Source organism: Nocardioides imazamoxiresistens (assembly GCF_032378595.1).
GTDB classification, from domain to species: Bacteria; Actinomycetota; Actinomycetes; order Propionibacteriales; family Nocardioidaceae; genus Nocardioides; species Nocardioides imazamoxiresistens.
Map to the genome: position 1 here is coordinate 251336 of NZ_JAVYII010000006.1, position 13333 is coordinate 264668.

The following is a 13333-nucleotide window of genomic DNA, read 5'->3' on the forward strand; positions in this document are numbered from 1 at the left end:
CGAGGAGAGGTTCGATGACACGCACGCAGGGGCGCCGCTGGCGCGGGGCCGGGGCGGTGGCGGCGGTGCTCGCCGCGCTGCTCGTGGGCCAGATGACGGGGGCGCCGGCGGCGCATGCGGCGACGACGTTCTCGGACGCGCCGCTGCCGATGGCGCAGACGAACGGTCCGGTCTGGACGGTCGAGATGGCCGGCGGCCGGATCTACGCGGGTGGCTCGTTCACTTCGACCCGCCCCTCCGGCAGCCCGGCGGGCACGGGGGAGACGAACCAGGCGCAGCTCGCGGCCTTCGACCCCGCGACGGGCGCCCGCATCGCCGGGTTCGCGCCGCGCCTGACGAACGACTGGGACGGCTCGCCCGGCACCGTGCACGCGATGGCGGTCTCGCCCGACGGGCGCACGCTCGTGGTCGGCGGTGACTTCAACCTCGTCGACGGCAAGCGCGCCGAGCACCTCGCCCGCTTCGACGCGGCCACCGGGGCGTTCCTCGGCCAGGTGGGCTGGAACGGCGTCAACGGCACCGTCCGCTCGCTCGCGTTCTCGCCCGACGGGCGACGGCTCTACGTGGGCGGCGCCTTCAGCGTCGCCAGCTGGCAGGCCCGTGACCGCCTCGCCGCGTTCGACCTCACGACGAACGCGGTGACGCCGTGGGCGCCGGTCGCGAGCCTGCCGGTGCAGAACGAGGCGCTGCGGATCACCGCCCTGGCCGTCTCCTCGGACGGCTCCCGCGTCTTCGTCGGCGGGCCGTTCCGGCGGATGAACGGCGCGAGCTACCAGGGCGTGGCGGCCGTGGACGCGACCGACGGCCGCAACGTCGGCTCGTTCCGCAGCGACTACCTGCTCGCGCCCTACAACTGGGCGACCACCCTGCAGGTCGTCGGGACCACCCTCTACCTGGCGGGACGCGACGACTACTCGGGCTCGGCCGACCGGCGCGAGGGCGTCTCCGCGATCAGCACCACGACGGGGACGCGGCAGTGGTACTCCCAGTGCTACGGCGACACGTTCGACGTGCTGGCCGTGGGCCAGGAGCTGTACGTGGCCTCGCACGCCCACGACTGCAGCCGGGCCGGCGGCTTCGGGGAGACCAACCCCAGGCGCTACGTGGCCATGCACGTGCTGGACCGCAGCACCGGGCGGGTGAAGTCGGGCTTCCAGGTCCTCACCAACGGGACGTCGAACGACCCCGACTCGTTGCTCCTCTCGCGCAGCCTCGCCACCGACGGTCACTACCTGGTCATGGGCGGCGGCTTCACGTGGGCCCAGGGTCGCCAGCAGGCCAACCTCGTGCGCTTCGGGGCGGGATGAGCCCCGTGACCCGGGACCGCACGTGGAGCGACGTCGCCGGCGTCGTGTGGCCCGCCGCCCACGGCGGCGGGTGCGCGATCGAGGCCGTCGGAAGTCCCGCGGTGGCCGGGGGAGAGGCGTACGAGCTGGTGCGCTTCGCCGGGCGCGTGCGCTACGTCGTCTCGGACGCGCTGTCCCCGCGGGCGCGGCGCCGGGTGCTGCTCTACGGCAACCGGCTGCGGGCGCCGGCGCGCCGGCTCGCGCGGTCGGCGGTGGCCTCGAGCTACCTGCTGCGGCGGCCCCGTCCGGCGGCCCGGGTGGTCGCCGAGGCCGACCTGCTGCACCTGCGCGGACGCGTGGCCCGGTCGCTGCGCCGCCCCGAGGCCGAGGTGCACCTGACGTTCGCGGTGCTCGAGCGCGACGGCGCGCCCCGCCCCACGGTGCTCGCCGTGGACCGCCACGGCACGCCGCTGCTGTTCCTCAAGCTGGGCGCGGGACCGGCGCGTGCCGCCGCGCTGGCCCGCGAGCGCGACGCGCTGGACCGTGCGACCCGGGCCGTGCCCGCGGCCGTGCAGGTGCCGCGGCGCCGGCTGTGGCTGCGCTCCGGGGACGTCACGGTGCTGGGCACGGAGCCGCTGCGCCCCGACGTCGCGCCGGTCTCGTCCGCGGACCCCGACGCGACCTGGCCGGCGCTCGACGCCCTGGTCGCCGCGAACCCGCGCTGCGACCTCGCGCTGGCCGCCTCGCCGTGGCTGGTGCGGCTGCAGCGGGTCGCCGAGGACCTGCGGGACGGGCCGCACCGGGACCTGTCGCTGGTGGCCGACGCCGAGCGGCTGCGCCGGCTGGTGGTGGGCTACCGCGCCCGGCACGGCGCCGAGGTGCTCGCCCACGGCCTGCGCCACGGCGACTGGTCGTCGTGGAACCTCGGCTGGGCGCCGGCGTGGCAGGGACGGCGGCTGACGGTTTGGGACTGGGAGTACGGCGAGCAGTGGGCGCCGTTGTCGCTCGACCGCCACAACTGGTTCTACGCCCGCGCGACCAGCGTGCGGGGGCAGGCGGCCGCCGACGCCGCCGCGGACCTGCTCGCCGAGGCGCGCCCGCAGCGGCGCGGCGAGGTCGCGACGGGGCCGTTGACGACGCGCCTGTTCCTCCTCGACATGGCCGCCCGTCGCCTCGCGCTGGCCGCGGCGGGGGAGGTCGGGTCCGGGCGCGCGGCCGACGAGCTGCTGCGCGTGCTCGCCGACGACCTGGGCTGAGGGACCCGGGACGGCGGCGGGCCCGCTCGCCTAGGCTCGGCCCGTGCCGAACGACGACCACGCCCTCGCCGCCCAGCTCGCCGACCTCGCCGGGGAGCTGCTGCTCGACCTCCGGGTCCGGGCGGTCGCCGAGAGCTGGGACCCGACGGACCTCAAGGACGCCGGCGACCGCCGCGCCCACGAGCTGATCGTCGCGCGGCTGGCGCAGGAGCGTCCCGACGACGCGGTGCTCTCCGAGGAGGGCAAGGACGACCGCTCCCGGCTCGACGCCGAGCGGGTCTGGATCGTCGACCCGCTCGACGGCACGCGGGAGTACGGCGAGCCGCCCCGCGAGGACTGGGCCGTCCACGTGGCGCTGTGGGAGCGCGGCGAGCTGGTCGCCGGCGCCGTCGCGCAGGCCGCGCTCGAGCAGACCTTCAGCACCGGCGCGCCGCCGGTGCTCCCCGCGGCCCGCGCGGGCGCCCCGCGGGTCGTCGTGTCCCGCACCCGCCCGCCCGAGGTCGCCCACCGGGTAGCCGAGGCCCTCGGCGCGGACCTCGTGCCCCTCGGCTCGGCCGGCGCCAAGGTGATGGCGGTGGTGCGCGGCGTCGCGGACGTCTACGTGCACGCGGGCGGGCAGTACGAGTGGGACTCGGCCGCCCCGGTGGCCGTCGCCCGGGCCGCCGGTCTGCACACGAGCCGGCTCGACGGCAGCCCGCTGCGCTACAACCAGCCCGACGTCTACCTCCCCGACCTCGTCGTCGCGCGGCCCGAGCTCGCCGCCCGGGTGCTGGCCGCCGTCGCGACGTGAGCGGCCGGCCCACGCCCCGCAAGCCGGCGCCCCGCAAGCCGGCGTCCCGCAAGCCGGCACCCCGCAAGCCGGCACCCCGCAAGCCGGCCGCGCGCAAACCCGCCGCGCGCAAACCCGCCGCCCGCAGGCCCGCTGCCCGCAGGCCCGCCGGCGGCGGCCGGCCCCTCGCGGTCGTGACGGTCCTCGCCGCCGTCGCGGCCGTGGGCCTGGGCGGGGCGTGGTGGCTGCAGCGCGACGACGCCGTCGTCGAGCCCCGGCGCGGTCCGTCGGCGCTGGGCGGCAACGTGCCGCCGGTGAGCGAGGCCTCCCCGCTGGTGCCCGCGGGCGCCACGTCCGTGCCGGTGGTCGACGCCGCCTGGACCGCCGACGTCGCGGCCCGCACCGGGATCCCGCCGACGGCCCTCAACGCCTACGCGGTGGCCGAGCTGCGGATCAACGACGAGGACCCCGCCTGCTCGATGGGGTGGTCGACGCTGGCCGGGATCGGCTGGGTCGAGTCGCGCCACGGCACCATCGACGGCGCGGTCCTGCACCTCGACGGGCGCGCCCTGCCGCCGATCGTCGGACCGGCCCTCGACGGCACGGGTGGGTTCGCGGCCCTGCCCGCCCACCCCGACCTCGTCGAGTTCCACGGCGACGAGGAGTGGGACCACGCGGTAGGCCCCATGCAGTTCATCGGCTCGACCTGGGCGCGCTGGCGCTCCGACGGCGACGCCGACGGCACGATGGACCCGAACGACGTCGACGACGCGGCGTACGCGGCGGCGCGCTACCTGTGCCACGACGGCCACGACCTCGCCACCGCCGAGGGGTGGGCCGCGGCCGTCTTCTCCTACAACCACGACCAGGCCTACGTCGACGCCGTCTACGCGGCGGCCGCCGACTACGCCGAGCGCTCGTCGGGCTGAGCGGGGGAACGCAGCACGATCCCGACGGTCACGTCGTCGCCCCCGACGTCGGCGGGCTCCTCCAACCAGCCCGGCAGCCGCTCGGCGACGTGGTCCGCCCCTCCGGTCGCGGCGTGGTGGGCCAGCTGCTCGCCGACGGGGCGCCACCAGTCCGGGCCGTCGACGCGGCTGACGCCGAACCCGTCGGTGCACACGAGCGCGAGGTCGACCTCGGCGGCCGGGACGACGGCGTACCGCAGGGAGGCCAGCGGGTCGTCCTGGCACAGCGACGTGGTCGTCGCACCGTCGAGCAGCGGGTCGAGCGGCATCGGGCGGCGGGCGGCACCGCCGCGGTCCACGAGCACGACCTCGCCGTCGCCGAGCTGCAGCGCCCCGACCCAGCTCGGCGTGGCGACCAGCGCGAGCACGGTTGAGCCGTAGGCGAGGACGTCCACCGCGCCGTCGGCCGCCGCGTCCTGCTGCGCGTCCTGCTGCGCGTCCTGCTGCGCGTCCTGCCGCCCGTCGTGCCGGTCGGCGTGCTCGGCCACGGCCTCGCGCCAGCGCGTGACGAGCTCCGGGCCCACGACGGTGACGAGGTGGTGGTGCACGTCCGCGGTCCCGGCGGGCTCCACCTCGGTCAGGTACGCCCGCAGCGCGGCCACCGCGGCGTCCACCGCGAGGCGCGACCCGACGTCCGAGCGGGCGTGCCGGGCCGCCCCGTGGCCGTCGGCGACGGCGACGACCGTGGCGGTGCCGTCGGTCCACGTGCGGTGGGCGTCCTGGTTGGGCAGGTCGCGGCGTACGTGCGAGGCGCCGCGCCGCGTGGCGGCCACGGCGCGCCAGGTCACGCGGAGCCCCAGACGTCCTCGCCGGTGAGCTCCGGCGGCAGCACCGAGATCCCCGTCGAGGTCAGCGCCGGCATGGAGGCGCCGCGGCTGGCCGCGCGGGAGGCCCAGGCCATGCACTCGACGAGCTGCTCGGGGTTGTCGGCGCGCAGCACCGGGACCTCGTCGTCGCCGATGAAGCGCCGCAGGCTCGGCAGATCGGCGTCGCGGCCGACCCCGAGCGCGAGGCGGACCGCGCCAGCGCCGGCACGGGTGGCGAGCAGGCGCGCCATCCCCGTCGCGACGTCGGTGCCGGTGGTCGCGGTCGGCCTGCCGTCGGAGACCAGCACGATCGCGGGCGGGTAGGCGCCGTGACCGCTCGCCGCCTCGGCGTCGAGGTCGGCCATCGCGTCCGCGAGCAGGACGAGCGCGGAGCCGAGCTCGGTGAGGCCCTGGGGCACGGCCTCGAGCGGTTGCCAGGTCAGCTCCTCGACGGGCGTCGGCGTCGCGAGCACCCACCACGGCTGCGTCGCGAAGCCGAGCACGCGCACGAGCAGCCGCGTGTGGGGGTTGGCGCGCGCCTCGTCGCGCAGGCGGGGGAGCACCTCGCGCAGCGCCGTGTTGAGGGCCTGGATGCGGCCCCCGCGGCGCATCGACCCGGAGAGGTCGAGCACGAGGACGAGGTGCAGCGGTCGGCGGCCGACCGCGCCGCCGAGCCGGTCGGTCACCCGCGCGACGATATACCCTGCGCTGCGGGCGGGGGAGGTGTCGCGGGTGCTGGCCGACGGGGCGGAGATCGAGGTCGCGCGGCGTGGCCGTGCCCGGGTCGTGCGGCTCATCGGCCGGGGCGGCCAGGGCGTCGTGCACGAGGTGCGCACCGACGACGGCGAGACCCTGGCGCTGAAGTGGTACCACCCGCACAGCGCGACCGCGGAGCAGTACCGCGACGTCCGCGCCCTCGTCGAGACCGGGCCGCCGCACCCGCGCTTCCTGTGGCCGATCGCCATCGCGCGCTCGCCGGAGCGCGACGGGTTCGGGTACGTGATGCCGCTGCGGGCGCCGCACTACCTGGAGCTCACCCACCTCCTCTCGGGCCGCGGCCCGGACGGCGAGCCGCTCGAGGTGACGTTCGCGTCGACCCTGGTGATCTGCCGCCAGCTCGCGCTCGCGTTCCTCAAGCTGCACGCCCACGGCCTGGTCTACCGCGACATCTCGTTCGGCAACGTCTTCTTCGACCCGGCCACCGGGGACACCCTGGTCTGCGACAACGACAACGTGAGCGTCGACGACGGCGGCGGACGGGTCCTGGGAACGCCGTTCTTCATGGCCCCTGAGGTCGTGGCGGACCCGGCGTACGCCACCCTGCCCTCCACCGACACCGACCGGCACTCGCTGGCCGTGCTGATCTTCTACACGCTGATGATGGGGCACCCGTTCGAGGGTGAGCGCACGGGGTCCGGCCTGCGCGACCAGGGCTGGCTGACGCGGCACTTCGGCACCGACCCCGTCTACTGCCTCGACCCGTCGCGCGACGACAACCGGCCGCCGGAGCTGGTCCGCACGTACGCGGGGATCTACCCGCGGCTGCTGCTCGACCTGTGCGAGCGCGCGTTCGTCGCCGGCGCCCGCGCCCCGCTGGAGCGGGTCACCGAGGGCGAGTGGGTGCGGGCGATGGACCAGCTGCGCGACCTGCTGGTCGCCTGCGCAGGGTGCGGCACGACCTGCTTCTGGGACCCCGACGAGCCGGGGCGGACCTGCCGCACCTGCGACGCGACCGTGGTGCCGCGGATGCGGTTGGCCGTCGGGCGCAGCCGCACCGTGGCGCTGAGCCCGCTCGCGACGCTGCGCACCGACCACGTCGCCGACGCCGCCCTCGCCGCCCACGACAGCGACGTCGTCGGACGGGTGGTCGTGCACCCCGAGGACCCCGACCGGTGGGGCCTGCGCAACGTCGGCGACGAGCCGTGGACGGCCGTGTACGCCGGTGACCTCGAGCGCGCGGTCGCCCCCGGCGGGACGGTCGAGCTGCAGGTCGGCCTGCGCCTGCGGGTCGCGCGGGCGCACCTGCTGGTGAAGGGACCGCCGCGCGGCCGCTGAGCCGTCGACGCTCAGGGGTGGCGTGGCACGCGGATGTCGTACTGGGCGACCTTGCGGTAGACGGTGGCCCGGCTCATGCCCAGGCGGCTCGCCGCGTCCGCCATGGTGATCCCCGGGGTCGTCAGCACGCGGACGATCTCGTCGCGCTCGAACGACTCGATCCGCGAGAGCCGGCGCCCCGGCGAGGACAGGACGTGCGGCGGCAGGTGCTGGACGTCGACGACGTCGACGCGCACGACCGCGTCGCGCACCACCTCGGCGAGCTCGCGGACGTTGCCGGGCCAGGCGTACGCCCGTAGCGCCGCAGCCGCGGCGGGGGACAGGGGCACCTCCCGCCCGCGCACCCGTCGTGCGACGTGGTGGGCGAGCGGCAGCACGTCGTCGGGCCGCTCGCGCAGCGCCGGCACCTGCACCACGGCGTGCGGCCGCGCGCCGATGGCGGCGGGCAGGTCGGCGTACTGCTCGACGGTCACGGCCACCGGCGTGCCCGCCGCGAACATCGTCACGAGCCGCTCGGCGGCCCAGGCCGGCAGGGCGTCGACGTCGCGCACCACGACCGAGGTGTCGGCCTTGGCGAGCTCGGGGGTCCACAGGGCGAGCCACGCCCCGACGTCGTGCGGCTCGGGCACGCTCGCGGCGAGGATGCGGTCGCGACCCCGCCGGGAGCGCTGGGCCTGCGCGGCGAGCGTCGTGCGCCCCGACCCCGGCTCGCCGACGACGACCAGCACGTGCTCGGCGGCGAGCGCGGCCGCGGCCTGGGCCAGGGAGTCGCGCCACGCCCCGGACAGGTCGTCGAGACGTCCGCTCCCGGGCTCCAGGCGCGGTGGTTCCACCCGGAAGACCGTGCCCCGCGGGGCGGGGCGCCCCCGCCGCCCGTGCGCGCGGGCCAGCATCAGCGCCGCGGTGCTGCTCGCCGCGGACTGGGCCAGCGCAAGCAGGAGCTCGTGGGAGGACCGGGACCAGGTGGTCAGGTTGACGCTGCCCTCCAGCCGCCCGCTGAGCGGGTCGAGGACCGGGGCGGCCGCGCACGTGTAGCCGCTCAGGCTGAGCGAGTAGTGCTCCTCGGCCCGCACCAGGCTGGGTTGGCGGTCCGCCAGCGCGAGCCCGAGGCCGTTGGTGCCCGCGTCCCGCTCCGCGTAGGAGAAGCCGGGGGCCAGGTGGACGCGGTCGAGGGCCCGCAGCAGCTCGACGTCGCCGCTGAGCCGGTTGATCACGAGGCCGTCGGCGTCGGTGAGCATGAGGCTGACCGGTTCGGCGGCGAGGGTGCGGTGCAGGTCGGCGAGCACCTCCCGGCCGCACTCGACGAAGAGCGACTCCTGCTCGCTGGTGCCGGCGAAGACGGGCTGGACCTCGTCGGCGGGCACCCCGTAGTCGTGACTGCGCTGCCAGGAGGCGCGCAGGCGACCCGGCGCCGTGGTGGCCGGCGAGCCGACGGCGTGGTCCGTGCGCGGAGCGTGCCGTTCGGGCGATCGTCCGGGGGTCTCCACGGTGCCTCCAAGGGCGGTGGGCGGGTGATCCACGTTACATCCGCCGCCTCTCGGTGCCGCCGCGCGGGCGTCTCAGATTGAGACGCCGGGGCGTGTCACATTGAGACGCGCGACCCCCTCCCGCCGACTCCCGCCCGCCCTAGCGTCGGGGCGATCCGTGACGCAGGTCACGGGAGGACGGAGGACGATCGTGTACAGCAAGGACGGCGAGGACTACTTCATCGTCGACGCCCACGTGGCCCTGTGGGACGCGCGGCCGGAGAACCAGCGCAACATCCATGGCAAGCAGTTCATCGACTGCTTCTACGACTACCACCGCAACCTCTCGCCCGAGAGCGAGGTGTGGACCTACGAGGAGTACCTGTACTACGGCGGCGAGCGGCTGGTGCATGACCTCTTCGAGGTCGGCCACGTGGACCACGCGATCTTCCAGCCGGCTCACCTCGGCGAGTTCTACCGCAACGGCTTCGGGCAGACCGAGGAGTCCTGGGCGCTGACCCAGGCCCACCCGGACCGGCTGACGTACAACCACCACTTCGACCCCCGCAACGGGGAGACGGGCCTCGACCAGCTGCGGCTCGACGCGGAGCGTTTCGGCCTGAAGGGGGTCAAGCTCTACACGGCCGAGTGGCACGGCGAGTCCCGCGGCTACAAGCTCGACGACCCCTGGTCGCGGCGCTACCTCGAGGAGTGCCTGGCCCTGGGCATCCGCAACATCCACATCCACAAGGGCCCGACCATCCGCCCGCTCGACCGCGACGCGTTCGACGTCGCCGACGTCGACAAGGTGGCCAGCGACTACACCGACCTCAACTTCGTGGTCGAGCACTGCGGGCTGCCCCGGCTCGAGGACTTCTGCTGGATCGCCACGCAGGAGCCCAACGTGCACGCCGGCCTCGCGGTCGCGATCCCGTTCATGCACACCCGGCCGCGCTACTTCGCCCAGATCATCGGCGAGCTCCTGTACTGGCTCGACGAGAACCGCATCCAGTTCTCCTCGGACTACGGCCTGTGGACGCCGCGGTGGCTGGTGGAGCGCTTCGTGGACTTCCAGATCCCCGAGGACATGCAGGGCGAGTACGCACCGATCACCACCGAGCAGCGCAAGAAGATCCTCGGCCTCAACGCGGCCGCCATGTACGACATCGAGGTGCCCGAGCACCTGCGGCTGCCCGAGCCGGCCGGCCCGCAGGCCCCTGTCGAGGCCACGGCGGTCGCGTGATGTCGGCGGCCACCCTCACCCTCGCCGAGGTCGACGTGCGCCGGGCGCTCGATGTCGTCCTCGACCCGGAGCTGGACGAGCCGATCACCGACCTCGGCTTCGTGCGCAGCGTCGACGTCGACGCCACCAGCGGACGGGTCGAGGTGCACCTGCGGCTGCCGACGTCGTTCTGCTCGCCGAACTTCGCGTACCTCATGGCCTCCGACGCCAAGGACGTCGTCACCGCGCTGCCCGGCGCCGCCGAGGTGGTCGTCGAGCTCGACGACCACCACGACTCGCCGATCATCAACGCCGGGCTCGCCGCCGACGCCGGCTACCGCGGCACGTTCGGTCACGAGGCGGAGCGCGACCTCGACGACCTGAGGCGGACCTTCCGGGTCAAGGCGCACACGGCCGCCCTCGAACGCTGCCTGACCGCGCTGCTGCGCGCCGACCCCGACCTCGCCGTGGCGGCGGTCGGCGAGGTCCGCCTGCGCGACCTGCCCGACGACGACCTGACGGCCGCGCTGCACCGCCGCCGCCGCGCCGTGGGTCTCGGCAACCACCGGGACGCGCGCGTCCTGGTCGACGAGCACGGTGTCGAGCCGGCGACCGACCAGGTGCCGCTGGCCCTGCGCCGGGCGCGCTCCACGCGCATCTCGGTGGACGGCAACGCGCACTTCTGCCGCGGGCTGCTGCGCACCCGCTACCCCGGCTCCGAGGTCGACCAGACCGACCGTGCCGACGACCCGGACCACGGGTCGGCGACCACCTTCATCCCCCTCTCCGAGATCCAGGAGCGTTCCGCATGACCAGCACGATGCGCGCCGTCCAGGTGGTCGGCTACCACCAGCCGCTGCAGATGACCGAGGTGCCGGTGCCCGAGCCGCAGGGGCCCTTCGACGTCGTCGTCCGCATCGGCGGCGCGGGGGTGTGCCGCACGGACCTGCACATCCTCGAGGGTCAGTGGGCCGAGAAGTCCCAGGTCACGCTGCCCTACACGATCGGGCACGAGAACGCCGGCTGGGTGCACGCGGTCGGCAGCGCGGTCACGAACGTGGCGGAGGGCGACAAGGTGATCGTGCACCCCCTCATCACCTGCGGCCTGTGCCGCGCCTGCCGGTCCGGCGACGACGTGCACTGCGCGACCAACCAGTTCCCCGGGATCGACACGAACGGCGGGTACGCGGAGTACCTGCGCACCTCGGCCCGCTCCGTGGTGAAGCTGGACGACGCGCTCGAGCCCGCCGACGTCGCGGCGCTCGCGGACGCCGGGCTGACGGCGTACCACGCCGCGGCGAAGGCGGCGCGGCGACTGACCCCGCGCGACCGGTGCGTCGTCATCGGCGCCGGGGGTCTGGGCCACATCGGCATCCAGGTGCTGCGGGCGCTCGCGCCGGCGGAGATCGTCGTCGTCGACCGCAACCCCGACGCCGTGAAGCTGGCCCTGGCCGTCGGCGCCGACCACGGGGTGGTGGCCGACGGCGGCCACGTCGAGCAGGTGCTGGAGCTGACCGACGGGGCGGGCGCCGAGGTGGTGCTCGACTTCGTGGGCGAGGGCGGCTCGACGTCGGAGGGCATCGCGATGACGCGGAAGGCCGGCGACTACCACGTGGTCGGCTACGGCGAGAACGTCGACGTCCCGACCATCGACCTGGTCTCGGCGGAGAAGAACGTCATCGGCAACCTCGTGGGCTCCTACGACGACCTCCAGGACCTGATGGCGCTGGCCGCGCGCGGGGCGGTCACGCTGCACACGCAGAAGTACGCGCTCGACGACTTCGCCACCGCCGTCGGCGACCTCGACGCCGGGCGCGTGCGGGGCCGCGCGATCCTCGTGCCGTGAGCGCCTCCCCGGCCCCGGGTGTGGATCCGCCGGGGCCGGGGAAGGCAGTGCCGCGTGCTGCCGTCCCACGAGCAGCTGCGCCGGTTCGCGCAGCAGATCGGTCTCGCCGCCTTCGACGACGCCCCGACGCTGCGCGCGCTGCTCGACGACCTGCTCGACGAGGACGCGATGGCGGCCGCGGACGTCGCGCTGGTCGTCGAGGCGGCACGGCACCGGACGATGGCGCGGCTGCGGGCGGAGGTGCGACGCGGCCGTCCGGCGGAGGCGGCCGTCGACGCCGCCGGGGCCGACCTCGCCCGCGCGCTCGGCCCGGGGGTGGGTCGGGACCCCGCCGGTCCGGCGTGGGCGTGCGCCGCCCTGGCGTACGCCGCCGGGTGGCTCGAGGAGCCGACCGTGCAGCGGTACGCCGCGGCGCGCGGCTCCCTGGGCGCCTCGACGTGGACCGGCGCCGTGGTCGTGCCGCCGCCCGCGCCCACCGGGCCACCCGCACCGTCCTGGGCGGCCCGCCGACCGGATCCCCGGTCGCCCGCGACCCGGCCGCGCGGCGACCGGCTCCGCTGGGTGCTCGCGGCCGCGCTCGCCGTCGTGCTGGTGACGGCCGGCGGCGTGGCGACGTACCTGCTGGCGCGCGACGACGCCGGGGGACAGGACCCTGGGGCGTCGGGGTCGTCGGGCTCGACCTCCTCCGGCTCCCCGGACGCCGAGGGGGTCGAGGCGTACGCCGCGCTGGGCCCACGGCTGGGGGACTCGCTCGCGGAGTGCGCCGAGGGTGACGCCGCCGGCGGCGAGTCCGGCCGGCTCGCCTGCGTGGTGAGCGACCCGGGCGACGCCGACGAGGCGACGGCGACGCTCGTGACCTACGAGGACGAGGCGGCGCTCGAGGACGGCCGCGACGAGGTCGTCGACCACGAGATCGGCACGCGGTACAGCGCGCAGGACGCGGGGGTGTTCTGGAGCTTCCAGGACGTCCGCACGGGCGCGGTGCAGGTGTGGTGGGACGACGTCGAGGCGCTGCAGTCGGTGCACCTCGTCGGCACCTACGCCCCCGGCAGCAGCGCGGAGCTGTCGTTCGAGCCGGTCGACGCGCTGGAGTCGCTGGTCGGTGTGTTCGAGGGCGCGGGGTCGGCGGTGGAGTACCCCGACGCGATCGAGGACGAGGGCGTCGCGCAGCTGGCGGAGGACTTCACCCGCGACGACTCGCTCGACCTCGCCTCGTGCGCGGTCCGGGGCCAGCACTTCGACCCGGGCGAGCTCGAGGAGAACCGGTGCGCGAGCGCCGACGGCTCCCTCGTGGTCTTCCTCGTGCGCTCGGCGGACGCCCAGGCGCAAGAGGCGTACCGCAACAGCATCCTCACCGCGGCGCGCGCCGACCGCGACGGCACCGTCGACGTCTGGATGCGGCCGGGCTCGCCGGGCGACGTGCCGGGCGCCTGGATCCACTACCGCCAGGCCGACCGGGCGTACGTCTACTGGGAGGACGAGGAGTGCCTCTGCTACGGCTTCGCGCTGCGACCCGACGGCGACCTGGACGCGCTGCTCGAGTGGTGGATCGGCCCGCAGTGACGCGGCAAGACCCGGCTCGACCCGCCGGCGCGCGGAACTCCGGCTGTGCTTCGGGACCGAACGGGAGCGACGCAGGCGTCGAGGTCGAGGTCGAGC

Annotated in this window: 12 protein-coding genes; 9 read left to right on the top strand and 3 right to left on the bottom strand. The window is 75.7% G+C overall.

Annotated elements, in window-relative coordinates; all coding sequences use genetic code 11:
• Nucleotides 1-14 precede the first annotated feature (14 nt).
• The 4 genes from RDV89_RS15020 (at nucleotide 15) to RDV89_RS15035 (ending at nucleotide 4240) form a co-directional block, all read left to right on the top strand.
• Nucleotides 15-1307: a WD40 repeat domain-containing protein gene (locus tag RDV89_RS15020; RefSeq protein ID WP_315734114.1), complete on the top strand. Its 1293-nt coding sequence runs from the start codon at nucleotides 15-17 to the stop codon at nucleotides 1305-1307.
• 5 nt (nucleotides 1308-1312) lie between these two features.
• Nucleotides 1313-2542: a hypothetical protein gene (locus tag RDV89_RS15025; protein WP_315734115.1), complete on the top strand. Its 1230-nt coding sequence runs from the start codon at nucleotides 1313-1315 to the stop codon at nucleotides 2540-2542.
• Nucleotides 2543-2585: 43 nt separating this feature from the next.
• Nucleotides 2586-3332, top strand: coding sequence for a 3'(2'),5'-bisphosphate nucleotidase CysQ (locus RDV89_RS15030; protein ID WP_315734116.1), 747 nt, complete (start codon nucleotides 2586-2588; stop codon nucleotides 3330-3332).
• Between the two features lie 173 nt (nucleotides 3333-3505).
• Entirely contained in the window at nucleotides 3506-4240 is a 735-nt protein-coding gene (locus RDV89_RS15035) for a lysozyme family protein (protein WP_315734118.1), read from the top strand.
• Here RDV89_RS15035 and RDV89_RS15040 read toward each other — a convergent pair.
• Nucleotides 4216-5067, bottom strand: coding sequence for a PP2C family serine/threonine-protein phosphatase (locus RDV89_RS15040; protein WP_315734120.1), 852 nt, complete (start codon nucleotides 5065-5067; stop codon nucleotides 4216-4218). The two genes, RDV89_RS15035 and RDV89_RS15040, sit on opposite strands and share 25 nt — an antisense overlap.
• A complete protein-coding gene (locus RDV89_RS15045) occupies nucleotides 5064-5771 on the bottom strand; it encodes a vWA domain-containing protein (RefSeq protein ID WP_315734122.1) in 708 nt (235 codons plus the stop codon). The genes RDV89_RS15040 and RDV89_RS15045 overlap by 4 nt, the downstream gene beginning before the upstream one ends.
• 46 nt (nucleotides 5772-5817) lie before the next feature.
• Here RDV89_RS15045 and RDV89_RS15050 point away from each other — a divergent pair, with 46 nt between their 5' ends.
• Nucleotides 5818-7140: a protein kinase domain-containing protein gene (locus tag RDV89_RS15050; RefSeq protein WP_315734123.1), complete on the top strand. Its 1323-nt coding sequence runs from the start codon at nucleotides 5818-5820 to the stop codon at nucleotides 7138-7140.
• Between the two features lie 11 nt (nucleotides 7141-7151).
• Here RDV89_RS15050 and RDV89_RS15055 read toward each other — a convergent pair whose 3' ends face one another.
• Entirely contained in the window at nucleotides 7152-8627 is a 1476-nt protein-coding gene (locus RDV89_RS15055) for an AAA-type ATPase lid domain-containing protein (RefSeq protein WP_315734125.1), read from the bottom strand.
• Nucleotides 8628-8817: 190 nt separating this feature from the next.
• On the opposite strand from RDV89_RS15055, the gene RDV89_RS15060 reads away from it, so the two are divergent.
• From RDV89_RS15060 to RDV89_RS15075, 4 genes are read left to right on the top strand one after another with little or no spacing between them, the layout of a single operon-like run.
• Nucleotides 8818-9849, top strand: coding sequence for an amidohydrolase family protein (locus tag RDV89_RS15060; RefSeq protein ID WP_315734127.1), 1032 nt, complete (start codon nucleotides 8818-8820; stop codon nucleotides 9847-9849).
• Nucleotides 9849-10640: a metal-sulfur cluster assembly factor gene (locus tag RDV89_RS15065; protein WP_315734129.1), complete on the top strand. Its 792-nt coding sequence runs from the start codon at nucleotides 9849-9851 to the stop codon at nucleotides 10638-10640. The genes RDV89_RS15060 and RDV89_RS15065 overlap by 1 nt, the downstream gene beginning before the upstream one ends.
• A complete protein-coding gene (locus RDV89_RS15070) occupies nucleotides 10637-11674 on the top strand; it encodes an NAD(P)-dependent alcohol dehydrogenase (protein ID WP_315734131.1) in 1038 nt (345 codons plus the stop codon). The genes RDV89_RS15065 and RDV89_RS15070 overlap by 4 nt, the downstream gene beginning before the upstream one ends.
• 54 nt (nucleotides 11675-11728) lie before the next feature.
• Nucleotides 11729-13237 carry a hypothetical protein gene (locus RDV89_RS15075; protein WP_315734133.1) on the top strand — a complete coding sequence of 503 codons (1509 nt, stop codon included), beginning with the start codon at nucleotides 11729-11731 and terminating at the stop codon, nucleotides 13235-13237.
• The last annotated feature ends 96 nt before the right edge of the window (nucleotides 13238-13333 follow it).

What these genes read in the sequence shown, in the direction of transcription:
- RDV89_RS15070 (WP_315734131.1), top strand. Translation starts at nt 10,637, where the DNA reads ATGACCAGCACGATGCGCGCCGTCCAGGTGGTCGGCTACCACCAGCCG.
- RDV89_RS15020 (WP_315734114.1), top strand. Translation starts at nt 15, where the DNA reads ATGACACGCACGCAGGGGCGCCGCTGGCGCGGGGCCGGGGCGGTGGCG.
- RDV89_RS15065 (WP_315734129.1), top strand. Translation starts at nt 9,849, where the DNA reads ATGTCGGCGGCCACCCTCACCCTCGCCGAGGTCGACGTGCGCCGGGCG.